This is a genomic window from Micromonospora sp. MW-13, from assembly GCF_003434305.1.
Taxonomy (GTDB): domain Bacteria; phylum Actinomycetota; class Actinomycetes; order Mycobacteriales; family Micromonosporaceae; genus Micromonospora.
This window is the reverse complement of the sequence record NZ_QKKX01000005.1, coordinates 210798-232741: the sequence shown is the minus strand read 5'-3', so window position 1 is coordinate 232741 and position 21944 is coordinate 210798. Positions and strand designations below refer to the sequence as shown.

Sequence of the window (21944 nt, the reverse complement as noted above, 5' to 3'; positions counted from 1 at the left end):
CTTCCGGACCGGCCCGCGCCGCACCCGCGCATAACCACCAGGCGAGACGTGAGCGCGGCCGGGCTACTCACGCCTCGCCCTCGACCCGCAGCACGCTGGCCACCGACCGGACGATGTCCAGCCCGCGCAGCTCCCCCACGGTGGCGGCGAGCGCGGCGTCCGGCGCCACGTGGGTGACGACGACCAACTCGGCGTCGTCGCCGGAGCCGGCCCGGCCACCGCCCGCCGAGCCCTGCCGGACGGTGGCGATGGACACGTCGTGCCGGGCGAACACCCCGGCCACCGAGGCCAGCACGCCGGGACGGTCGGCCACGTCGAGGCTGATGTGGTAGCGGGTCGGCGCCTCCCCCATCGGCCGCACCGCCAAGTCTGCGTACGCGGACTCGCTGGCCGCGCGTACCCCGGCCAGCCGGTTGCGGGCCACCGCCACGACGTCGCCGAGCACGGCGCTGGCGGTCGGCGCGCCGCCCGCGCCCCGGCCGTAGAACATGAGCTGCCCGGCCGCCTCGGCCTCGACGAAGACCGCGTTGAACGCGTCGCCGACGCTGGCCAGCGGGTGGGTCAGCGGGATCATCGCGGGGTGCACCCGGACGCTGACCGTCTCGGCCCCGGCGGCGTCCCGGCCCCGGGCGGCGATGCACAGCAGCTTGATCGTGCAACCCATCGCCTTGGCGCTGGCTACGTCGGCGGCGGTGACCTCGGTGATCCCCTCGCGGTGCACGTCGGCGGCGGTGACCCGGGTGTGGAACGCCAGCGAGGCGAGGATGGCCGCCTTGGCCGCCGCGTCGAAGCCCTCCACGTCGGCCGTCGGGTCCGCCTCCGCGTAGCCCAGCTCGGTGGCCTCCTCCAGCGCCTCGGCGAAGCCGGCGCCGGTGGCGTCCATCGCGGAGAGGATGAAGTTGGTGGTGCCGTTGACGATGCCGGTGACCCGGTTGACCCGGTCGCCGTGCAGCGAGTCGCGCAGCGGGCGCAGCAGCGGGATCGCCCCGGCCACCGACGCCTCGTAGTAGAGGTCCGCCCCGCCCTCGGCCGCCGCGTCGTGCAGCGCCGCGCCGTCCTCGGCGAGCAGCGCCTTGTTGGCGGTGACCACGCTCTTGCCGGCCCGCAGCGCCTCGACCAGCCAGCCCCGGGCCGGCTCGATCCCGCCGACCACCTCGATCACCACGTCGACGTCGTCCCGCTTGATCAGGCCGAGCGGGTCGGTGGTGAACAGCGTCTCGTCGACCGGCAGGCCGCCGCGGTCCCGGCCGAGCCGGCGGACGGCGATCCCGACGATCTCCAGGGGGGCGCCGATCCGGGCGGCGAGGTCGGCCGACTGCTCGTGCAGCAGCCGTACCACCTCGCTGCCCACCGTTCCGCAGCCGAGCAGCGCCAAGCGCACAGGTGAGGTCATCCGACATCCAATGCGAGCAGGTCTTCTTCCGTCTCCCGCCGGACGATCAGCCGCGCCCGGCCGTCCCGCACCGCGACCACCGGCGGGCGGGGCACATGGTTGTAGTTGCTGGCCATGCTCCGGCAGTAGGCACCCGTACCGGGCACCGCGACAAGATCTCCGGGCTGCACGTCAGCGGGCAGGAATTCATCCTTCACCACGATGTCCCCGGACTCACAATGCTTTCCCACCACGCGGGCGAGCAGGGACTGCGCGGCCGAGGCCCGGGAGGCCAACGTCGCCGAGTACGACGCGTCGTAGAGCGCGGTGCGGATGTTGTCGCTCATCCCCCCGTCCACGCTCACGTACGTCCGGATCCCGTCCACGTCCTTGACCGTGCCGACCTCGTACAGCGTGAAGACGGCCGGCCCGACGACGGCCCGGCCGGGTTCGACGGACAGGCGCGGCACGGCCAGCCGCTCGGCGGCGCACTCGCCGTCGACGATCTTGCGCAGCCGCTTGGCCAGCTCCAGCGGGCCGGCCGGGTCGTCCTGGGTGGTGTACGCGATGCCGAAACCACCGCCGAGGTCCAGCTCGGGCAGCTCCACGCCCCGGGCGTCGCGGATCTGCGCCTGGAGGCCGAGCACCCGCCGGGCGGAGAGCTCGAAGCCGTTGGCGTCGAAGATCTGCGAGCCGATGTGCGAGTGCAGGCCGCGCAGGTCGAGCACGCCCTCGTCGAGGACCTTGAAGGCCGCCGCGACGGCGGCCCCGCCCGCGAGGGAGAAGCCGAACTTCTGGTCCTCGTGGGCGGTGGCGATGAACTCGTGGGTGTGCGCCTCCACGCCGACGGTGACCCGGATCAGCACGCCGGGCCGGACGCCCCGCTCGCGGGCCAGCGCGGTGAGCCGGTCGATCTCGGTGAACGAGTCGAGGATGATCCGCCCCACCCCGGCGTCCAGTGCCCGGGTCAGCTCGGCCACGGACTTGTTGTTGCCGTGGAAGCCGATCCGCTCCGCCGGCATCCCGGCCGACAGCGCGGTGGCCAGCTCGCCGCCGGTGCAGATGTCGAGGTGCAGGCCCTCCTCGGCGATCATCCGCACCACCGCACGGCAGAGGAACGCCTTGCCGGCGTAGTAGACGTCGGCGTCGGGGAAGGCGGCGCGGAAGTCCCGGCAGCGCGAGCGCAGGTCGTCCTCGTCGAGGACGTACACCGGGGTGCCGAACTCGGCCGCGATCTCCCGCACGCCGAGCCCGCCGACGGCGAGCGCGCCGTCGGCGGCCCGGGTCACGGTGCGCGGCCAGAGCTGCGGCACCAGGGCGTTGACGTCGGCCGGGGTACGCAGCCAGGCCGGCCCCCGGTTGCCGATGTCGCCGTGCAGCGCACCGGCCTCGTGAGCCCGCATTACTGCTCTCCGCTTCGCGACTGCGGGGCTCGCAAGCTCACTCCTCGCGCTCGCACCAACCGCTCTCCGCTTCGCGACTGCGGGGCTCGCAAGCTCACTCCTCGCGCTCGCACGCGATCACATCCTCTCGGGGGCGGAGACGCCGAGCAGGTGCAGGCCGTTGGCGATCACCGTACGGGTGGCGTCGTTGAGCCACAGCCGGGCCCGGTGCAGGTCGGTGACCTCCTCGTCACCGCGCGGCAGAATCCGGCAGCTGTCGTAGAACCGGTGGTACGCCCCGGCCAGCTCCTCCAGGTACCGGGCCACCCGGTGCGGCTCGCGCAGCTCGGCGGCCGTGGCCACGACGGCGGGGAACTCGGCGAGCGCCTTGAGCAGCTCGTTCTCCTTGTCGTGGTAGAGCAGCTCGGGGTGGAAGGAGCCGGCGTCGCCCCGGGTCAGCCCCACCTCGGCGGCGTTGCGGCCCACACTGGCCGTCCGGGCCGCCACGTACTGCACGTAGTAGACCGGGTTGTCGCGGGTGGCCCGGGTCCACAGCTCCACGTCGATGTCGATCGGCGAGTCGCTGGAGTAGCGGGCCAGCGCGTACCGGGAGGCGTCCACGCCGATCGCGTCGACCAGGTCCTCCAGGGTGACCACGGTACCGGCCCGCTTGCTCATCCGCACCGGCGCGCCGTCGCGGACCAGGTTGACCAGCTGGCCGATCAGGATCTCCAGGTTGGTGTCCGGGTCGTCGCCGAAGCAGGCGGCCATCGCCCTCATCCGGCCGAGGTAGCCGTGGTGGTCGGCGCCCAGCATGATCACCACGCGGTCGAAGCCGCGCTCGCGCTTGTCGAGGTAGTACGCGCAGTCGGCGGCGAAGTACGTCCACTCGCCGTTGGACTTGCGCAGCACCCGGTCCTTGTCGTCGCCGAAGTCCGTGGTACGCAGCCAGGTGGCCCCGTCGGTGTCGAAGACGTGGCCCTGCGCCCGCAGCCGGGCCAGCGCCTGGTCCAGCTCGCCCCGGTCGTGCAGGTCCTTCTCGTTGAAGTAGGTGTCGAACTCCACCCCGAACTCGCGCAGCGAGGACTTGATCTCGGTGAACATGAGCTGCACGCCCTCGACCCGGAACACCTCCTGGGCGGCTGCGTCGTCCAGGGTCAGCACGTCGGGCCGGCGGTTGCGCACCTCGGTGGCGATCTCCGCGATGTACGAGCCGCCGTAGCCGTCCTCCGGGGCGGGCTCGCCCTTCGCGGCGGCGAGCAGGGACCGGGCGAACCGGTCGATCTGGGAGCCCGCGTCGTTGAAGTAGTACTCCGTGCCGACATCGGCGCCGGTGGCCCGCAGCAGCCGGCTGAGCGCGTCGCCGACGGCGGCCCAGCGGACCCCGCCGATGTGCACCGGGCCGGTCGGGTTGGCCGAGACGAACTCCAGGTTGATCTTCTGCCCGGCGAGGGCCGCGCCCCGGCCGTACGCCGGCCCGGCCTCGACGATCGTCCGGGCGAGCTGGCCGGCGGCGGCCGGGTCGAGCCGGATGTTGAGGAAGCCCGGGCCGGCGATCTCCACCGACTTGACCCCGGGGGCCCGGCCGAGCTGCTCGACCAGCGCGGCGGCCAGGTCCCGCGGGGGCACGCCCACCTTCTTGCTGAGCTGGAGGGCGAGCGTCGAGGCGTAGTCGCCGTGCTCGGGGTTGCGCGGTCGCTCGACGGCGGTGCGCTCCGGAAGCGCCGCGCGGTCCAGGCCCCGGTCGGCGAAGACGGCGTGGGCTGCGGAGAGGACGACCTCGGCCAGTTCTGCGGGAGTCACCGAACCATGTTATCGGGGGTAGACTCGGGCACTCGGCGGCGACCCTGCGCGTGAAATCCGGCCCGCCACCCACCCTGACCGACCGACCTGACGAGGCACGATGAGCATCAGCACCCCGGGCGGCCCGGAGCGCCGTCCGACCGTGGTCACCACCGGCAAGAAGCCGGCGGCGGGCCGGCCGACGCCCGGCGCCAAGGCCGGGGACGGCAAGTCGACGGGCGCCGGCCCACGTCCCGCAGCGGGCGGCAAGGGCAAGGGCCCACGCAAGCCGATCGCACCGGTGAAGGTCAGCCAGGGCCGGTCCTGGGGGCCGATCGCGCTGTTCGTCGCGGTCGGCGTGCTCGCCGCGTCGATCATCGGCTACGGCGCGTGGGCCGCGTTCCAGGGCTCGAAGCCGTGGGAGAAGCGGGCCGCCGGCATCGACGGCGTCGTCGACTACCGGGAGAAGGAACCGGAACTGGTCAAGGGCGGCAACCACCAGCAGGGCGCGGTCAAGTACACGGTGACCCCGCCGGTGGCCGGCCCGCACAACGCGGCCTGGCAGAACTGCATGGGCGACGTCTACGACGCGCCGATCGCCAACGAGCACGCGGTGCACAGCCTGGAGCACGGCACGGTGTGGATCGCCTACCGCCCCGACCTGCCCGCCGACCAGGTGACCAAGCTGAAGAGCAAGGTCCAGGGCCAGGAGAAGATGATGCTCAGCCCGTACGAGGGGCTGGACAAGCCGATCTCGCTGCAGGCCTGGGGGTACCAGCTCAAGGTCGACAACGCCGACGACAGCCGGATCGACGAGTTCATCAAGACGCTGCGGGTGAACGCCTCGGTCGAGGGCCCGACGGCACTGTGCAGCGGGGGCATCACGGCCACCGGCACCACGCCGCGTGACGGCAACCAGATGCCCACCCAGTGATCCGGACAGCGAGGACGGAAACCCGATGACCGCACCCACGACGACCGACCGCGACCTGACGGAGGGCCCGGTGACCGACGACGGCGGCCGGCCGGCCGCGCGCCGCTTCGGCGTCCTGGTGGTCGCCGCCGCCGTCGTGGTCGGGCTCCTGCTCGGGTACGCGGGCGGCCTGCTCACGCCGAAGCTCACCCGCCCGGGTGACGCCTCGGCGGAGGCGGGCTTCGCCCGGGACATGACCAGCCACCACGCCCAGGCGGTGGCGATGGGGCTGATCGCGTTCCAGCGCGGCACCGACCCCGAGGTGGTCAGCATCGGCGGCGACATCGCCACCGGCCAGCAGGGCGAGATCGGCACCATGCAGACCTGGCTGCGCTCCTGGGGCCTCGACCCGTCCGGGTCACAGCCCCGGATGGCGTGGATGCCGGACGGCGAGGACACGGTGCGCGACGGGCTGATGCCGGGGATGGCCACCCCGGAGGAGCTGGCGAAGCTGCGCGCCGCCCAGGGCAGGGAGCTGGACGTCCTGTTCCTGGAGCTGATGATCCGGCACCACATCGGCGGGATCCACATGATCGACGGCGTCCTCGACGTCAGCGACCAGCCCGACGTCGTGCGCACCGCCCGGACCATGAAGAACACCCAGCAGACGGACCTCACCAACCTCAGGGCCGCCCTCGACCGGCTCAAGGGCTGAGCGTCCCGACGACGGAGAAGGCCCGCGCCCCCGCCCACCCGGCGGTCGGCGTGGGCCTTCCTTCTGCCACGGCACCCGCTGCCCCGGCGACCGCATGTCCGATTGGCCGCTTTGGCGACATCACGCACCATTGCTGCGCTTGATGGACTTTTCTACCCACATATCGTGACCAGTTGCGATTCGGGCTCGTTGCGCAGGACGTGGGGGTTGCACTCAGAGACGCAGGGCGTTCGGTCACCAGCTGGTGCCGGCGCCACACGATCGGCGGTGACGGAACGGTGGCAGCCGTCCGTCGCGGACAGCGGCAGGGCGAGCCGGGAACGCTCAGCCGCGAACAGGAGCTGGAACTGATCGACGTCCTGCGGGGCGTCCACCCCGACGAGTTCGGCCTGGACGAGGAACTGTGGACGCGGCAGAGCCTCGCCACGCTCGTCCAGCGGCGGTTCGACCCGACCATGGACGCCAGCGCCGTCGGGGCGTACCTGCGGGCCTGGGGGCTGGGGCCGCGCGAACCGCGCGAGCGCGCCTGCGGCCTCTGCGTCGGCGCGGTCGAGCGCTGGGTACGGCTGGAGTACCCGGCGATCACCCGGGCCGCCCAGGAGCACCTGGCCGAGGTCTACTGGATCGGCCGGGTGCGGCTGCGCGGGACGATGCCGGCGGCCGACGTGGTCTCCGCCGTCTCGTCCCGGGGCCGGGTCCGGTTCATGGTGACCACGCCGTCGGTCGACCCGCCGCTGCCCCGGGACTTCGTGCTGCGGCTCAGCGGGGCCGAGGAGCGGCCCGTGCACCTCATCGTCGACGGCTCCTGGCCGAAGAACGAGTGGCCGCGCCGGCTGCCCCGGCGGATCGCGCTGCACCCGCTGCCGAGCTGCGGGCGCGCCGCCGCCTGACGGCCGGGCGGCCCGACACCGCCCACGCCGGCAACACGAAGGCGGTCACCGGATACCGATTCGGCGATCGCCGGGGGCGTTTGCTAGTCTTCTCCAGTCGCTGAGCCCCCGTAGCTCAGGGGATAGAGCACCGCCCTCCGGAGGCGGGGGCGCAGGTTCGAATCCTGCCGGGGGCACCAGAGCAGACCAGCACGAAAAGGCCCTTGACCAGGGGAAGCCCGGTCAGGGGCCTTAGTCGTGTGTCCGGCCACCCGCCCTGACGCGCGTCAGGGCACCGTCTCACCTGGCTGGGCGCGACGACGTCCAGCCCTGTTGGCGCAGCCGTTCGATGCCGTCCAGCATCAGGTCCAGAGCGAACTCGAACTCGAACTGGTCGTCGCAGCCCTGGCCAACGACCGACGTGTCGTCGTGTGACGCCGCGGTGGCGATCGCCGCGAGGTGCGGGAACTGGGCGGCGGCCTCCGCCGGAAACGCCGCCGGCGGGTCGGGCTCGGCCGTGCCGGACCGACCGGCGCGCCGGGAGGCGTCGAACAACTCCTGGCTGAAGCCCAGTATGCGACTGCCCATCGCGTGCATCACGTGGTGGGCGAGGTCCGTGGAGAAGCCGCCCTCCCGGAGCGTCCCGACCATCGAGTCGAGGTAGCCGAGGAGGGCCGGCGTCGCCTCGTTCCGCGACTCGATCGCGAGCGCTGCCCAGGGGTGGCGCAGCAGCACCTGCCGCGCCGAGAGGATGCGCTCGCGGATCACGCGCTTCCAGTCGGCGTCGGGCACCGGCGGATCGATCTCGCCGACGACCACGTCGATCATGCCGTCGAGCAGTTCGTCCTTGTTCGCCACGTGCTTGTAGAGGGCCATCGGGACGACGCCCAGATCCTGGGCGAGGTTGCGCATGCTGAGGGACTCGATCCCAGCCTCGTCGGCGAGCGTGACGGCGGCGCGCAGGACGCGCTCTCTGCTCAGCGGCGCCCGGCGCAGCGTCTCAGCCTGCTCAGCCATCACGGTCCTCAACCTCCTACGGCGATCAACCCTAGCCACCTTGACAGGTGTACGGCGTACACCTACCTTGTTCGTAGGAGGTGTACGGCGTACACCTGGGGAGGGGAGAGATGAAAGCGATCGTCCAGGATCGGTACGGCCCGCCGGAGACGCTCACGCTCGCGGACGTCGACGCCCCGGTGCCGGCGGCCGACGAGGTGCTCGTGCGGGTCGAGGCCGCCGCGCTCAACGCGTACGACTGGCATGTCATGCGCGGCGATCCACGGCTGGCGCGGCTGTCGCTGGGCCGGTCGGGGCCGCGGGCGCGAATCCGTGGCCGCGACTTCGCCGGCCGGGTCGAAGCCGTCGGCCCCGACGTCCGGCAGGTGCGACCGGGCGACGCCGTCTTCGGCGACCTGGGCGACGCCAACGGCGCGTTCGCCGAGTACGCATGCGTGCCCGAGACCCTGGTCGCGCGCAAGCCCGGGAACCTGACGCCGCAGCAGGCGGCCGTCCTGCCGCTGGCCGGCGTCACCGCACTCATGGGACTGTGCGACGTCGGGCAGGTCGAGCCCGGCCACCGCGTCCTCGTCAACGGCGCGTCCGGCGGCGTCGGCACCCTGGCCGTCCAGCTGGCCAAGGCGCTCGGCGCGAGCGTGACGGGGGTGTGCAGCACCCGCAACGTCGACCTGGTGCGCTCCCTCGGCGCCGATCACGTCGTCGACTACACCCGCGACGACTTCACCCACGACGTCGGCCGCCACGACGTCGTGTTCGACCTGGTCGGCAACCGTTCCCTCACCGCGCTCCGGCGAGCGCTGACCCCGACCGGGACGCTCGTGCTCTCCGGCGGCGGCGTCTACCGCGGTGGCAGTCTCGTCGGGCCGGTCTGGCTCATCGCACGCGGGCGCCTGCTGGCGCCCTTCGTGCGGCAGCGCATCGCCATTCTCACCACCGCGCCCAGCCGGCAACACCTCGACACGCTCCGCACCCACGCCGAGGCCGGCCGCCTCACCCCGGTCATCGACCGGACGTATCAGCTGCCCGAGGTTCCCGAAGCCATCCGGTACCTGGAAGGCGAACACGCGCGGGCAAAAGTGGTCATCACCATCTGACTCCGACTGATGCACGCCTGCTGCCCTTCCTGGTCCTACCGAAAGGCATCGCCATGATCGGACTCGCCCGTTCGCTCTCGCGCACCGCACCTACCGGCTGCACGGCCCCGCTCGACGGTCCGCGCGTGGCCACGACGGCGGGTGTCGAATGACCAGGCACACCGTCCCGGTCACCCGACCGGCAGCACGGCGCCCGCCGGTCGACCGGGACGGGTCGGGCTGGCACCTCCCCGTAGCGCTGGTGGTCCTCAGCCTCGTCCCGGTCGTCGCCGGTTCACTGCGGCTTCTCGAACTCGCCGGTGGCCCGCAACTGCTACCCGCCAACCCGCGCATCGACGCCTCCCCGGCGCCCGTCGTGGTGCACGTGCTCACCGCGGCCCTCTACGCCTTCCTCGGCGCGTTCCAGTTCTCCGCCCGGCTGCGTCGCCGCCATCCAGGCTGGCACCGGCGGTCCGGCCGGATACTGATCGCGGCCGGCCTGATCGTGGCCGCCTCCGGGACCTGGATGACGCTGTTCTACCCCGACGCCCCGGGCGGTGACCTGCTGTGGGGCATCCGGCTCCTGGTCGGGTCGGCAATGGCCGCCAGCATCGTTCTGGGGTTCACCGCGATTCGGCGTCGCCGTATCGCCGCCCACCGCGCCTGGATGATCCGTGCCTACGCCCTCGCCGTCAGCGCCGGCACCCAGGCACTCACCCAACCCATCGGTGAGACCCTGTTCGGCACGAGCGACCTGAGCACCGCCCTCTCCGTAGGGTCCGGCTGGATCATCAACGTGGCCGTCGCCGAATGGGTCATCCGACGCCCGGCTGGCCTCTGGGCCCGGCGCCGCCGGGCCCCCGCGACTTCGGTCCGACCGCTGTGAACCCCGCCCGGCCGCACGAGACTGCCGCCTTCGGGCCGTTCGTCGGTCAGGTGCCGACGTAGGCCGAGAGGTGCTCGCCGGTGAGGGTACGGCGGGCGGCGACGAGGTCGGCGGGGGTGCCCTCGAAGACGATCCGCCCGCCGTCGTGACCGGCGCCGGGGCCGAGGTCGATGATCCAGTCGGCGTGCGCCATGACCGCCTGGTGGTGCTCGATGACGATGACCGACTTGCCGGAGTCGACGAGCCGGTCGAGCAGGCCGAGCAGATGCTCGACGTCGGCGAGGTGGAGGCCGGTGGTCGGCTCGTCGAGGACGTAGACGCCGCCCTTCTCGGCCATGTGGGTGGCCAGCTTGAGCCGCTGCCGCTCGCCGCCGGACAGCGTGGTGAGCGGCTGGCCGAGGCTGAGGTAGCCGAGCCCGACGTCGGCGAGCCGGTCGAGGATGGCGTGCGCGGCCGGCGTACGCGCCTCGCCGGCGCCGAAGAACTCCTCGGCCTCGGCCACCGACATCGCGAGCACCTCGCTGATGTCGCGGCCACCGAGGTGGTATTCCAGCACCGCTGCCTGGAACCGCTTCCCCTCGCACTCCTCGCAGGTGGTGGCTACGCCGGCCATCATCGCCAGGTCGGTGTAGATGACGCCGGCGCCGTTGCAGTTGGGGCAGGCGCCCTCGGAGTTGGCGCTGAACAGCGCCGGCTTCACGCCGTTGGCCTTCGCGAACGCCCTGCGGATCGGGTCGAGCAGTCCGGTGTACGTCGCCGGGTTGCTCCGTCGCGAGCCGCGGATCGCGGTCTGGTCGACCGACACCACCCCGTCCCGTCCCGCCACCGAGCCGTGGATCAGTGAGCTCTTTCCCGACCCGGCCACGCCGGTCACCACGACCAGCACGCCGAGCGGTATGTCGACATCGACGTCCCGCAGGTTGTGGGTGCTGGCGCCGCGCACCTCCAGCAGTCCCGACGGCGTCCGCACCGACGGCTTCAGGGAGGCCCGGTCGTCCAGGTGCCGCCCGGTCAGCGTGCCACTGGCCCGCAGCCCCTCGACGGTCCCCTCGAACACCACCTCGCCGCCCTCGGTGCCGGCGCCCGGGCCGAGGTCGACGACGTGGTCGGCGATCGCGATCGCCTCCGGCTTGTGCTCCACGACCAGCACGGTGTTGCCCTTGTCCCGCAGCCGCAGCAGCAGGGTGTTCATCCGCTGGATGTCGTGGGGGTGCAGCCCGATCGTCGGCTCGTCGAACACGTAGGTGACGTCGGTGAGCGACGACCCGAGGTGGCGGATCATCTTGGTCCGCTGGGCCTCGCCGCCCGACAGCGTCCCGGACGACCGGTCGAGGCTGAGATAGCCCAGCCCGATCTCCACGAACGAGTCGAGGGTGTGCCGCAGCTTCGCCAGCAGCGGCGCGACGGCCGGCTTGTCCAGACCGCGCACCCACTCGGCGAGGTCGCTGATCTGCATCGCGCACGCGTCGGCGATGTTGATCCTGTCGATCTTCGACGATCGCGCCGCCTCGCTGAGCCGGGTGCCGTCGCACTCGGGGCAGGTGGTGAACGTCACCGCCCGCTCCACGAAGGCGCGGATGTGCGGCTGTAGCGTGTCGACGTCCTTGGCCAGGAACGACTTCTGGATCTTCGGGATCAGGCCCTCGTAGGTGAGGTTCACGCCCTCGACCTTCACCTTGGTCGGCTCCCGGTAGAGGAAGTCGTGCATCTCCTTCTTGGTGAACCTGCGGATCGGCTTGTTCGGGTCGAGGAAGCCCGACTCGGCGTAGGTCCGCACCGTCCACCAGCTGTCCGACTTCCAGCCGGGGATGGTGAACGCGCCCTCGGCGATCGACTTGGAGTCGTCGTAGAGCTGGGTGAGGTCGATGTCGGAGACCGCGCCCCGGCCTTCGCAGCGGGGACACATTCCGCCGGTGATGCTGAAGTTGCGACGCTCCTTCACGGTCCGCCCGGCGCGCTCCAGGGTGACCGCACCCGCTCCGCTGATCGAGGCGACGTTGAAGGAGAATGCCTGGGGCGAGCCGATGTGCGGCTTCCCGAGCCGGCTGAAGAGGATGCGCAGCATGGCGTTGGCGTCGGTGGCGGTGCCGACCGTGGAGCGGGTATCGGCACCCATCCGCTGCTGGTCGACGATGATCGCGGTGGTCAGCCCGTCGAGCACGTCGACCTCGGGCCGCGCCAGCGTCGGCATGAAACCCTGCACGAAGGCGCTGTAGGTCTCGTTGATCATCCGCTGCGACTCCGCGGCGATCGTGCCGAACACCAGCGAACTCTTGCCCGAGCCGGAGACGCCGGTGAACACCGTCAGCCGGCGCTTCGGGAGCTCGACGCTGACGTCCTTGAGGTTGTTCACGCGCGCGCCGTGCACCCGGATCAGGTCGTGGCTGTCCGCAAGGTGTGCCGCAGGCGACTGCGGGGCCGTCCTCGTGGCCATGATCATCGTGTCTCCATCTGTTGGGCGGGGCTGCCTTCGCGGTCTCCGCCGGCGTCGCCTGGCTCGATCTGCCAGCTTCGAGCGGTACGTCTGGTTCTGCTACGTCGGTGCGGTCGCGGCAACGGTCCGCTGTTCACCTGATCGGCGGTGTCGGCCGGGGCGGCCCGACGCCCGTCCGGCCAGCGCTGGCCGGGTCGCGCTCGGCGCAAGATCCGCGCCGCTTCGGCCCGTGGGGCCTCGGGCTCCGGCCGGGCGGTGCGCCCGGCCGGGGCGTCAGTGCAACCGGCGGCCGTCGCCGGCATCGTGCGCGGGCTCCTCCACGGTGTGGTCTCGTCAGGTCTCGGCTGGATCGCCGGACGGCTAGCGCAGCTCCTGGATGCGGATCAGGTTGCCGGCCGGATCGCGGAAGGCGCAGTCGCGTACCCCGTACGGCTGCTCGGTCGGCTCCTGGACGACCTCGGCGTCGCCGGCCTGGAGCCGCTCGAAGGTGCCGTCGAGGTCGGGGGTGGCCAGCATGATCCAGCCGTACGTGCCCTTGGCCATCATCTCGACGATGGTGCGACGCTCCTCGTCGGTGACGCCCGGGTCGGCGGCCGGCGGTGCCAGGAGGATGGACGTGTCGGGCTGGCCGGCGGGACCGACGGTGATCCAGCGCATCTTGCCGCTACCGACGTCGTTGCGGACCTCGAAGCCGAGGGTGTCGCGGTAGAAGGCCAGCGAGGCGTCCGGGTTGTCATGCGGAAGGAAGCTCGTGTGAATGGTGATGTCCATACCGGCCACGCTAGGTGCGCCCCGGGGCCGGCGCTTCTCGATTCCTGATCGGTCTGCTCACCTGTTTCGCCAGGCAGGACGGCATCTCCGCCGCCGCGCGAGCGGTCCGGTCCCGATAGGTGCTGGGCGGCACACCGACCAACTCGGTGAAGCGCGTGCTGAAGGTACCCAGCGACGCGCAGCCGACCGCGAAACAGACCTCGGTGACGCTGAGGTCGCCACGACGCAGCAGCGCCATCGCGCGCTCGATGCGCCGCGTCATCAGATAGGCGTACGGCGACTCACCGTAGGCACGCCGGAACTCGCGGCCGAGGTGCCCGGCCGACATGTGCACGCCACGGGCGAGCGCCTCGACGTTCAGCGGCTGCGCGTACTCCCGGTCGATCCGGTCGCGGACGCGGCGCAGCCGCGCCAGGTCGCGCAGGTGCTGCGCGGCGGCGGATCTGCTGGTCACCCGCGAAATCGTGCCACGTCGCGCCGGAGTTGCCCAGTGCCTCGGCGCCCGTGCCGAGCTCGCCGGCATCCCAGGAGAACCCGCCGGAGGGAACAGACCATGCCATCGCCGCCGTACCGCCGGTCAGCCCGCCCCGCCGCCCGTGGCCGGATCGGCGGGGCGGCCGGGCGGGCCGGACACGGCATCCTGCTCGGCGGCGCGCCGGACGCGGGCCCGGCGCTTGCCCTCGTGCATGGCCTGCACCCGGGCGACCGGGATGCCCCGGCCCTGCTCCACCAGGTCGGCGGGAAGACGCTGGGGCGGCGGCATCGACCCGGCCCACGGATCATCGTCGGCGACCAGGGCGGGGACGGTCCGCACGGTGAAGTCGGCCGGCGCGACCGCGTCGAGGTCGTCCCAGCCGACCGGGAAGGACACCGGCAGTCCCGGGCGCAGCCGGGGGCTGTACGCGGCCACCACGGTCGCCCCGCCCGCCCGGGTGGAGTCGACGAAGACCCTCCCGGCCCGGTCCTCGCGGATGAAGGCGGTGGTGGCGAGCGCCGGGTCCAGCCGTTCGGCCCGGACGGCCAGGGCCCGGGTGGCAGCGGCCAGGTCCTCGGCGCTCGCGCCCGGCTCGACCGGGACGAACACGTGCAGCCCCTTCGCCCCGCTGGTCTTGACCGCCCCGGCGAGCCCGGCGTCGACGAGCGCCTGCCGGACCAGCCGGGCGGCGGCCACGACCGTGCCGAAGGCGGCCCCCTCCGGCGGGTCGAGGTCCAGCACCAGGTGGGTCGGGTGGCCCGGGCGGTCCACCGTGGCCAGGGTCGGGTGGTACTCCACCGCCCGCTGGTTGGCGAACCACAGCAGCGTGCGCCGGTCGTCGCAGAGGGCGTACGACACCTCGCGGTGCGACGCCTCGGCCCAGACCGACACCCGGCGCACCCAGGCCGGGGTGTACCTCGGCAGGTTCTTCTGCATGAACGGGGGCTGCCCGCGCAGCACCCGCACCACCGACAGCGGCCGGTCCCGCAGGTGCGGGACCAGCCGCCCGTGCACCGCGTCGAGGTAGTCCACCAGCTCCCGCTTGGTGGCTCCGGTCTCCGGGGCCAGCGGTTGGTCGAGGTTGGTCAGCGACACCCCGCCCCGGTTCTGCTCCGCGTCGCTCATCACCCCACCCTGGCGGTCCGGCCGCCCGGAGGCAACCGGAACCACGGAGGCGACGTCGACCGGACGTCCCTACGCCGAGGGCGGGGCGTACGGGTTCCCGCCCGCCCGGAGCGCGTCGAGCAGCGCCACGGTCCGCCCCTTGCTGACGTGGTACGGGCCGGGACCGAAGCTGACCCGGGCGGCGCCCAGCCGGGCCAACTCGGCCAGGCTCGACACGCCGGGCTTGAAGCCCAGGTTCACCGGGGCTTCCGCGCCGGCCACGAGCTCCGCGATCTGCCCCGGGTCGGCCAGGGCGATCGGGTAGACGCAGTCCGCCCCCGCCTCTCGGTAGCGCCGGGCCCGGCGGACCGCGTCGGCGGTGCGGTGGGCCGGATCGCCGGCCCCGCGGAGGTACAGGTCGATCCGGGCGTTGAGCACCAGCGGCACGCCGGCCGCGCCGGCGGCGGCCCGGACGGCGGCGAGCAGTTCGGCCTGCTCCTCGGCGTCGTACAGCGCGCCGGTGCGCGGGTCGGAGTCCTCCAGGTTGCAGCCGACCACGCCTGCGGCGAGCATCCGCTCGACCAGCTCGGTCGGGCTCAGCCCGTACCCCCGTTCCAGGTCGGCGGTGACCGGGACCGGCACGGCGCGGACGATCCGGGCGACGGCGGCGAACATCTCGTCGGCCGGGGTGTCCTCGCCGTCGGCGTACCCGAGGGAATCGGCGACGGCGGCGCTGCTGGTGGCGACGACCGGAAAGCCGGCCGCGACGACGGCCCGGGCGGACCCGGCGTCCCACGCGTTGGGCAGCACCAGCGGGTCGCCGGTCTTGTGCAGGGCGCGCAGCGCGTCCGCGCGCTCGACGAGAGTCGATGGGGTTTCGGTCATCACCGCATCATGGCAGCCCGCGGGGCGGTGCCTGTTCTTCGAAAGAGCCGTGTCGGCATTTCGACCGCCCGGCGGGCCGGACCCGCCGCCCGCCCCCGCCCCCGCCGCGCTGGTGACCAGGGCCACCGTCTGTGACCATCAGGCGGAACGAAAGGAGGGCGGCCGATGCCCCAGGGGAACAGCGAGATGCCCTGCGCCCCCGGCCAGGTTCGGGCGTGCACGGTCCGGGAGGTGCTGGACCGGGTGGGCGGCAAGTGGAGCATCGGCATCCTGGTGGCCACCGCCCAGGGGCCGGTCCGCTTCACCGAGCTGGAACGGCGGGTCGAGGGGATCAGCCGGCGGATGCTCACCCTCACCCTGCGCAACCTGGAGCGGGACGGGCTGCTGCGCCGCACGGTCCATCCGACGGTGCCGCCGAGAGTCGAGTACGCGGCCACCGGGATGGCCCTGGAGCTGTACGAGTCCCTGGTCGCGCTGACCACCTGGGCCGAGCGGCACCGCACCGCCATCACCGACGCCCGGGCCGAGTACGACCGGGAGCACGGCATCCCGGGCTGAGCCGGGCTGTGGCGAACGCCACCCGACCGCCCTGACCGATCGGTCAGGGTCTGACCGATCGGTCAGGCATGCTGGTGGGCGGGAGGTGGCCGGCATGGCGCGAGTGGCACCGGAGACGCACGCCGAGATCCTGGCGGCGGCGGGACGGCGGTTCGCCGTGACCGGGTACAAGGGCACCTCGTTGCAGGACATCGCCCGCGAGGTCGGCGTCTCGAAGGCGACCGTGCTCTACCACTTCGCCAGCAAGGAGGCCCTGCTCGGCGAGCTGATGGCCCCGGCGATCGCGGTGCTGCACGAACTGGACGACCGGTTCGCCGGGCTGACCGGCGCGGACGCCCAGCGGGTCGCCGGCGAGGGCTTCGTGGGCCTCGCGGTGCGCTTCCGGCGGCAGATCGCGCTGCTCCGTGGGGAGTTTCCCGAGTTGCTCCAGCAGCCGGCGTTCGCGGATGTGCAGCAGATCTCCGAGCGGCTGATCGCGGCGTTCGCCGGCCACTCGGCGCGCCCGGCGGCCCGGATCGCGGCGCTGGTCGTCCTCGCCGGGATCGCCGAGACGTGCGGCGAGTTCGGCGACGTCCCCGACGACGAGCTGCGGGAGGCCCTGCTCGGCCTGGTCCGGCGCGCGCTGGAACCCCTCGACTGACCCACCACCGTCCAGTTCACCAACGACCGAGGACAAGGATCTGATGGCGACCCTGTTGTACCGGCTCGGCCGAGCCTCGCTGCGCCGCCGACGGCTCGTCGCCGTCGTCTGGCTCGTCGTGCTCGTCGGCCTCGGCCTCGCCGCGGCGACGCTGCGCGGCCCGACGGCGAGCAACTTCAGCATGCCCGGCACCGAGTCGCAGCAAGCGCTCGACCTGCTCGCCGAACGCTTCCCGGCCGCCAGCGGGGCCACCGGCACCATCGCCGTGAAGGCTCCGGCGGACGGCCAGCTCGCCACGCCCGAGGGGCAGGCCCTGGTCAAGCAGGTGACCCAGGAGGCGGCCACCCTGCCCGGCGTGGTCGGCGCGGTCGACCCGTACCAGGCCCAGGCGATCTCCCCGAACGGCCGGTACGCGCTGATCCAGGTGCAGTTCGCCGGCCGCGCGGACGACGTCACCGACGCCCAGCGCGACGCGTACGAGGCGGTGGGCGCGCAGGCCGAGGCGCGGGGCTGGCAGGTCGCCCCGGGCGGCGAGGTGCTGGGCGGCGAGCCGGAGATCGGCTCGACCGAGGCGCTGGGCGTCCTGGTGGCGGCGATCGTCCTGGTCATCACCTTCGGCTCGCTGGTCGCGGCCGGGATGACCATGCTCAACGCGCTGATCGGCGTCGGCGTCGGCATGGCCGGCCTGTACGCGCTCAGCGGCGCCATCGAGCTGACCAGCACCGCGCCGATCCTGGCCCTGATGCTCGGCCTGGCGGTCGGCATCGACTACTCGCTGTTCATCACCTCCCGGCACCGGCAGAACCTGCTGGAAGGGCTGTCCCCGGAGGAAGCCGTCGGCCGGGCGGTCGGCACGGCCGGCTCGGCGGTGGTCTTCGCCGGCGCCACGGTGGTCATCGCGCTGGCCGGCCTGGCGGTGGTGCAGATCCCGTTCCTGACCGTGATGGGCCTGGCCGCCGCCGGCACGGTGACCGTCGCCGTGCTGGTCGCGATCACCCTCGCCCCGGCCCTGCTCGGCTTCGCCGGCAGCCGGGTGCTGCCCCGCAAGCTGCGCAAGGCCGCGGCGGTCGCCGCCGGGGCCGGACCCGCCGGGACCCCCGAGCCGGCCGCCGAGGACCGGTCCGGCTTCGGCTTCCGCTGGGCACGCCTGGTCACCCGGCTGCGCGTACCGGTGATCCTGGCCGCCCTGGTCGGCCTGGGCCTGCTCGCGCTGCCCGCCCCCGACATGCGGCTGGCCCTGCCGGACGCCAGCACCGCCACGGCCGGCTCACCGGCCCGGGTGAACAACGAACTGGTCCGGGAGGGCTTCGGCCCGGGCTTCACCGGCCGGCTCGCGGTGCTCGTCACGGCCGACTCGCCGCAGGCCACGGAGGCCGCCGTCCAGCAGGTCGCCCAGCAGGTCCAGCAGGCGGACGGGGTGCTCGCGGTGGCCCCGCCGCAGACCGACCCGACGGGGCGCACCGCGCTGCTCGGGGTCATCCCCAAGGGTGGCCCGACCGACGAGGCCACCGAGAGCCTGGTGCACGACATCCGCCGGCAGGTCTCCGGCGTCACCGGCGCGGACGTGCTGCTGACCGGCGCGACCGCGATCGGCATCGACGTGTCGGAGAAGCTCTCCGACGCGCTGCCGGTCTACCTGCTGCTCGTCGTCGGCCTGTCGATCCTGCTGCTGATGCTGGTGTTCCGGTCGATCCTGGTGCCGGTCAAGGCCGCCCTGGGCTTCCTGCTCACGGTCGCCGCGACGTTCGGCATCACCGTCGCGATCTTCCAGCAGGGGCACCTGGCCGACCTGGTCGGCCTGGACACCCCGGGCCCGCTGGTCAGCTTCCTGCCGATCCTGCTCATCGGCATCCTGTTCGGCCTCGCCATGGACTACGAGGTCTTCCTGGTCTCCCGGATGCGGGAGGACTTCGTGCACGGCGACACGGCGCAGCAGGCCACCATCAACGGCATGGGGCACGGCGCCCGGGTGGTCACCGCCGCCGCACTGATCATGATGTCGGTGTTCGGCGGCTTCGTCTTCCTGGACGACCCGATCATCAAGTCGATGGGCTTCGCGCTGGCCATCGGCGTGGCCATCGACGCCTTCGTGGTCCGGATGACCATCGTCCCGGCGGTGATGTCGCTGCTCGGCAAGGCGGCCTGGTGGATCCCCCGCTGGCTCGACCGGCTGCTGCCCAACGTGGACATCGAGGGCGAGGGGCTGCGTGCCCACCTCGCCGAGAAGGTGCCGGCCGACGCCTGACCGGCCCGGCCCCGGGGCCCCGTCCCGCCGCTCACCCGGCGGGGCGGGGCCCGTCCGCTCAGACCCCCGCCGGGTACGTCTCCATCTCGCCGAACGCGGTGAGCGTGGGCAGCGGGTGCAGCGCGGTGGTGTCGTCGCACCAGACGAAGGCGTCGTAGCGCTCGCCCAGCCGGGTCGGCACGTAGTTGCCCCACGACTCGAAGGTCGGGTCGTACACCACGCCGATCGCCCGGTGGTCGTGCTCGGCGGTGACCCAGCCGGGCTGGTCCGGGCCGCCGAAGACCAGCACCGCCCGCTCCGGCATCAGCTCGTGCAGCCGCCGCTCGACCGATCCGGGCCGGGCCGGCGGCACCACCATCGCCTCGGCGGGCGACCCCCACCGGGGAGCCGCCACCGCCGTCCCCCGGTAGCTGCCGAAGCCGACCAGCACCACGTCGTCCGCCCCGTGCCGCTCCCGGGCGAGCTGGCCGATGTTGACCAGCCCGCCGGCGGCCATGTCGGTGGCCCGGGCGTCGCCGACGTGGGTGTTGTGCGCCCACACGACGCCCCGGGCGTCCGGGCCATAGAAGTCCAGCAGCCGGTCCAGGGTGTCCGCCATGTGGATGTCCCGCACGTTCCACGACTCCGGGCCGCCGGCCACCATCGCCCGGTAGTAGCGCTCCGCGCCGGCCACCACCTCCGCGTTCTGCCAGGCGGAGAAGCGGTCCGGGCCGTCCGAGGCGGCCCGTTCCCGGGTACGCGCCAGCAGCTCGACCACCTCCTCCTCGCAGCGGGCCGAGACGAATCGGCTGGCCGCGCCGTACTCCTCGACCCGCCGCCCGTACGGCTCGAAGCACCGGTACGCCTCCTGCGCGACCTCCAGCGAGGCCGGCTCCTCCTCGCCCAGGTAGTCGAAGATCGCCTGCATGGACTCCCAGAGGCTGTAGACGTCCAGGCCGTGGAAGCCGGCCCGATCCTGGACCGGCCGCTCCAGGTTCCACGCCCGCAGCCAGCGGCAGAACCGGGCCACCTCGGCGTTGGCCCACATCCAGGTCGGCCAGCGCTCGAAACGCTCCAGGGCGGCCTGCGGGTCGGCGAGGCCGCCCGGCGCGGCGGTGACCGACCGGTGCACCCGCTCGCAGTCCGGCCAGTCCCCCTCCACGGCGACGAAGGAGAAGCCCCGCTCGGCGATGAGCCGCCGGGTGAGCTGCTCGCGCAGCCGGTAGTAGTCGTGGGTGCCGTGCGTCGCCTCGCCGATCATGACGATCCGGGCGTCCCGGACCCGCTCCAGCAACGGGTCGAAGTCGCTCGGCGCGCCGAGCCGCTGTACCAGCATGTCCGCGGCTACCCGGCCCCCGCCGCACCAAACCGTCGACCGCCCTCCCCCGGCCCAGGGGTGGTGTGGTTCTTGGGGCAGCGGGTAGCCGGGGGTATGACGGTCGGTGGGGTGGAGTTGCAGGAGTACCTAACCGGGCTCGACTACCCGGTCTCCCGGGAGGACCTGGTCCGCTGGGGGCAGGAGAACGGCGCCAGCACGGAGGTGTTGCAGATGCTCCACGCCCTGCCGGTTGAGGAGTTCACCTCTCCCACCGAGCTGAGCCAGGCGCTGAGCGGTCTCGCCTGAGACCGAGCCGTGGCACCCGGCGGTGCTCCCCCCACGCGTGGCCTGCCGTGGACCCTGGGCCCTGTGAGGCGCAATGTCCGCCGGCGTGGCGAGCCGCCGTCAGCCCGATCGAGGCAACCTTGATCATGACCTCGGCGGGTGCGGGAGACCACGTCGAGGTGTCACCACGCTCTTCTCAGGCGGGGAGGGCGACGGTGCGGCCCTCGGCGCGGGCGGTCTCGGCGGCGGCCAGGACCGCCACCACCTCCCGGCCGAACCGGACGTCGCAGCGGTGGTCCCGGGTGCCGGCGTCGATCTCCTCGACGAGCTGGTCGATCGCGGTGGAGAGCGCGGTCAGCGCGTTGCCGTCGCCGGGCGGGACGGCCTGCACGCCGTTCTCCCCGAAGAAGACGAAGTCGCGGGTGACGGCCTCGGTCGGCGCGTCGAGGGTCAGCGACACGGTGCTGGTCGGTCCGCCGTCGTGGGTGAGCAGCAGGTGGACCAGGCCGCTCGGGCCGTCGGCCGCCGCGACCCGGGTGACCCGGCCGAGCACCGGCAGAATGATCGACAGGGCGTGCGGGCCGATGTCCCACAGCGCGCCCCGGTCCCGCCGCCACTGCGACCCGCTGTACGGGTTGCCGGGCTGGAAGATCGAGGCGAACATCGTCGCCCGGGCGTGCTGCCAGCCGCCGGCCGCCGCCGTCGAGGCGAGGAAACCGGTGATGTTCGGGTGGAACCGCTGGGTGAAGAAGACCACCGAGGCGACGCCGGACTGCCCGGCGGCGGCCACCACCCGGTCGGCGTCGGGGAGGGTGAGCGCCAGCGGCTTGTCCAGCAGCAGGTGCCGGCCGGCCGTGGCGGCCCGGACGGCGATGTCCGCCTGCACGTCCGGGGGCAGGGCCACGGCGACCGCGTCGCAGGCGTCGACCAGGGCGTCGACCTCGGTGAAGGCGGGCACCCCGTGCCGCCGCGCCAGCTCGGCCGCCTTGTCGGGGTTGCGGCCCCAGACCCCGGCCAGCTCGGCGCGGGGGTGCGCGCCGATCGCCGCCGCGTGCGTCTCCGCGGCCCAGTGACCGGTGCCGAACAAGCCGAACCGCAGCACGTGTACTCCCGGTGTCGTCGCTGGCCACGGCGATCCCGCGGCCGTGATCCACGCTAGTCGCCCGGCCGGTCCGACGCAGCCGACGGGGCCGGACCGGCCCCGGGCGGGACCAGCGGTAGGCGTGGCGGCGGTGGGCGTG

19 protein-coding genes, 1 tRNA gene and 1 pseudogene are annotated in these 21944 nt (G+C 73.1%); 10 read left to right on the top strand and 11 right to left on the bottom strand.

Annotated elements, in window-relative coordinates:
- Window positions 1-67: 67 nt before the first annotated feature.
- The 3 genes from C5N14_RS03785 to argS form a co-directional block, all read right to left on the bottom strand.
- Window positions 68-1381 carry a homoserine dehydrogenase gene (locus tag C5N14_RS03785; protein WP_207892608.1) on the bottom strand — a complete coding sequence of 438 codons (1314 nt, stop codon included), beginning with the start codon at window positions 1379-1381 and terminating at the stop codon, window positions 68-70.
- Between the two features lie 8 nt (window positions 1382-1389).
- Window positions 1390-2775 (bottom strand): diaminopimelate decarboxylase, encoded by a 1386-nt coding sequence (gene lysA / locus C5N14_RS03780; RefSeq protein ID WP_117665489.1) that lies wholly within the window; start codon window positions 2773-2775, stop codon window positions 1390-1392.
- Window positions 2776-2892: 117 nt separating this feature from the next.
- Window positions 2893-4557 carry an arginine--tRNA ligase gene (gene argS, locus C5N14_RS03775; protein ID WP_117665487.1) on the bottom strand — a complete coding sequence of 555 codons (1665 nt, stop codon included), beginning with the start codon at window positions 4555-4557 and terminating at the stop codon, window positions 2893-2895.
- Between the two features lie 100 nt (window positions 4558-4657).
- On the opposite strand from argS, the gene C5N14_RS03770 reads away from it, so the two are divergent.
- From C5N14_RS03770 to C5N14_RS03755, 4 genes are all read left to right on the top strand, one after another.
- On the top strand, window positions 4658-5470 hold the full coding sequence (locus C5N14_RS03770; protein ID WP_117665485.1) for a DUF3105 domain-containing protein: 813 nt from the start codon (window positions 4658-4660) through the stop codon (window positions 5468-5470).
- A gap of 25 nt (window positions 5471-5495) precedes the next feature.
- On the top strand, window positions 5496-6164 hold the full coding sequence (locus C5N14_RS03765; RefSeq protein ID WP_117665483.1) for a DUF305 domain-containing protein: 669 nt from the start codon (window positions 5496-5498) through the stop codon (window positions 6162-6164).
- A gap of 200 nt (window positions 6165-6364) precedes the next feature.
- Window positions 6365-7054, top strand: a complete 690-nt coding sequence (locus C5N14_RS03760) for a winged helix-turn-helix domain-containing protein (protein WP_117665481.1) — start codon at window positions 6365-6367, stop codon at window positions 7052-7054.
- A 104-nt stretch (window positions 7055-7158) separates the two neighbouring features.
- Window positions 7159-7233: transfer RNA gene (locus C5N14_RS03755), tRNA-Arg, on the top strand.
- Window positions 7234-7333: 100 nt separating this feature from the next.
- Here the strand turns inward: C5N14_RS03755 and C5N14_RS03750 are convergent.
- On the bottom strand, window positions 7334-8050 hold the full coding sequence (locus C5N14_RS03750) for a TetR/AcrR family transcriptional regulator (protein WP_117665479.1): 717 nt from the start codon (window positions 8048-8050) through the stop codon (window positions 7334-7336).
- A gap of 110 nt (window positions 8051-8160) precedes the next feature.
- Between C5N14_RS03750 and C5N14_RS03745 the strand changes: the two genes are divergently transcribed.
- The gene (locus C5N14_RS03745; protein ID WP_117665477.1) at window positions 8161-9144 is read left to right on the top strand and encodes an NAD(P)-dependent alcohol dehydrogenase; all 984 of its coding nucleotides are present in this window, start codon (window positions 8161-8163) and stop codon (window positions 9142-9144) included.
- A gap of 148 nt (window positions 9145-9292) precedes the next feature.
- Window positions 9293-10009, top strand: coding sequence for a DUF2306 domain-containing protein (locus tag C5N14_RS03740; protein WP_117665475.1), 717 nt, complete (start codon window positions 9293-9295; stop codon window positions 10007-10009).
- Between the two features lie 46 nt (window positions 10010-10055).
- Here C5N14_RS03740 and C5N14_RS03735 read toward each other — a convergent pair whose 3' ends face one another.
- The 5 genes and pseudogenes from C5N14_RS03735 to C5N14_RS03715 form a co-directional block, all read right to left on the bottom strand.
- Window positions 10056-12443 (bottom strand): excinuclease ABC subunit UvrA, encoded by a 2388-nt coding sequence (locus C5N14_RS03735; protein WP_207892600.1) that lies wholly within the window; start codon window positions 12441-12443, stop codon window positions 10056-10058.
- 360 nt (window positions 12444-12803) lie between these two features.
- On the bottom strand, window positions 12804-13214 hold the full coding sequence (locus C5N14_RS03730) for a VOC family protein (protein ID WP_117665553.1): 411 nt from the start codon (window positions 13212-13214) through the stop codon (window positions 12804-12806).
- Window positions 13215-13224: 10 nt separating this feature from the next.
- Entirely contained in the window at window positions 13225-13668 is a 444-nt protein-coding gene (locus C5N14_RS03725; RefSeq protein WP_243639117.1) for a helix-turn-helix transcriptional regulator, read from the bottom strand.
- 192 nt (window positions 13669-13860) lie between these two features.
- Window positions 13861-14814 (bottom strand): annotated as a pseudogene (ligD, locus tag C5N14_RS03720) (non-homologous end-joining DNA ligase); the annotation flags it as partial.
- A 69-nt stretch (window positions 14815-14883) separates the two neighbouring features.
- Complete coding sequence (locus C5N14_RS03715; protein ID WP_117665467.1) at window positions 14884-15678, bottom strand: isocitrate lyase/phosphoenolpyruvate mutase family protein; 795 nt, start codon at window positions 15676-15678, stop codon at window positions 14884-14886.
- A gap of 165 nt (window positions 15679-15843) precedes the next feature.
- Between C5N14_RS03715 and C5N14_RS03710 the strand changes: the two genes are divergently transcribed.
- The 3 genes from C5N14_RS03710 to C5N14_RS03700 all read left to right on the top strand — a co-directional run bounded on the left by C5N14_RS03710 (window position 15844) and on the right by C5N14_RS03700 (window position 19121).
- Complete coding sequence (locus C5N14_RS03710; protein WP_117665465.1) at window positions 15844-16236, top strand: helix-turn-helix domain-containing protein; 393 nt, start codon at window positions 15844-15846, stop codon at window positions 16234-16236.
- Between the two features lie 94 nt (window positions 16237-16330).
- Window positions 16331-16876 (top strand): TetR/AcrR family transcriptional regulator, encoded by a 546-nt coding sequence (locus C5N14_RS03705; protein ID WP_117665551.1) that lies wholly within the window; start codon window positions 16331-16333, stop codon window positions 16874-16876.
- Window positions 16877-16919: 43 nt separating this feature from the next.
- Window positions 16920-19121 carry an MMPL family transporter gene (locus tag C5N14_RS03700; protein WP_117665463.1) on the top strand — a complete coding sequence of 734 codons (2202 nt, stop codon included), beginning with the start codon at window positions 16920-16922 and terminating at the stop codon, window positions 19119-19121.
- A 58-nt stretch (window positions 19122-19179) separates the two neighbouring features.
- Here the strand turns inward: C5N14_RS03700 and C5N14_RS03695 are convergent, their stop codons facing one another.
- Window positions 19180-20436, bottom strand: a complete 1257-nt coding sequence (locus C5N14_RS03695) for an erythromycin esterase family protein (RefSeq protein WP_117665461.1) — start codon at window positions 20434-20436, stop codon at window positions 19180-19182.
- Between the two features lie 96 nt (window positions 20437-20532).
- Between C5N14_RS03695 and C5N14_RS03690 the strand changes: the two genes are divergently transcribed.
- On the top strand, window positions 20533-20724 hold the full coding sequence (locus C5N14_RS03690) for a DUF2795 domain-containing protein (protein ID WP_117665549.1): 192 nt from the start codon (window positions 20533-20535) through the stop codon (window positions 20722-20724).
- Between the two features lie 175 nt (window positions 20725-20899).
- On the opposite strand, the gene C5N14_RS03685 is transcribed toward C5N14_RS03690, so the two are convergent.
- Window positions 20900-21805, bottom strand: coding sequence for a Gfo/Idh/MocA family protein (locus C5N14_RS03685; protein WP_207892599.1), 906 nt, complete (start codon window positions 21803-21805; stop codon window positions 20900-20902).
- Window positions 21806-21944: the final 139 nt, after the last annotated feature.

Bases quoted from the DNA above. Each gene is read 5' to 3' on its own strand.
- lysA (WP_117665489.1), bottom strand. From the start codon at position 2,775: ATGCGGGCTCACGAGGCCGGTGCGCTGCACGGCGACATCGGCAACCGG.
- C5N14_RS03770 (WP_117665485.1), top strand. From the start codon at position 4,658: ATGAGCATCAGCACCCCGGGCGGCCCGGAGCGCCGTCCGACCGTGGTC.
- C5N14_RS03765 (WP_117665483.1), top strand. From the start codon at position 5,496: ATGACCGCACCCACGACGACCGACCGCGACCTGACGGAGGGCCCGGTG.
- C5N14_RS03750 (WP_117665479.1), bottom strand. From the start codon at position 8,050: ATGGCTGAGCAGGCTGAGACGCTGCGCCGGGCGCCGCTGAGCAGAGAG.
- C5N14_RS03745 (WP_117665477.1), top strand. From the start codon at position 8,161: ATGAAAGCGATCGTCCAGGATCGGTACGGCCCGCCGGAGACGCTCACG.
- C5N14_RS03740 (WP_117665475.1), top strand. From the start codon at position 9,293: ATGACCAGGCACACCGTCCCGGTCACCCGACCGGCAGCACGGCGCCCG.
- C5N14_RS03735 (WP_207892600.1), bottom strand. From the start codon at position 12,443: ATGGCCACGAGGACGGCCCCGCAGTCGCCTGCGGCACACCTTGCGGAC.
- C5N14_RS03730 (WP_117665553.1), bottom strand. From the start codon at position 13,214: ATGGACATCACCATTCACACGAGCTTCCTTCCGCATGACAACCCGGAC.
- C5N14_RS03715 (WP_117665467.1), bottom strand. From the start codon at position 15,678: ATGACCGAAACCCCATCGACTCTCGTCGAGCGCGCGGACGCGCTGCGC.
- C5N14_RS03710 (WP_117665465.1), top strand. From the start codon at position 15,844: ATGCCCCAGGGGAACAGCGAGATGCCCTGCGCCCCCGGCCAGGTTCGG.
- C5N14_RS03705 (WP_117665551.1), top strand. From the start codon at position 16,331: ATGGCGCGAGTGGCACCGGAGACGCACGCCGAGATCCTGGCGGCGGCG.
- C5N14_RS03700 (WP_117665463.1), top strand. From the start codon at position 16,920: ATGGCGACCCTGTTGTACCGGCTCGGCCGAGCCTCGCTGCGCCGCCGA.
- C5N14_RS03695 (WP_117665461.1), bottom strand. From the start codon at position 20,436: ATGCTGGTACAGCGGCTCGGCGCGCCGAGCGACTTCGACCCGTTGCTG.
- C5N14_RS03690 (WP_117665549.1), top strand. From the start codon at position 20,533: ATGACGGTCGGTGGGGTGGAGTTGCAGGAGTACCTAACCGGGCTCGAC.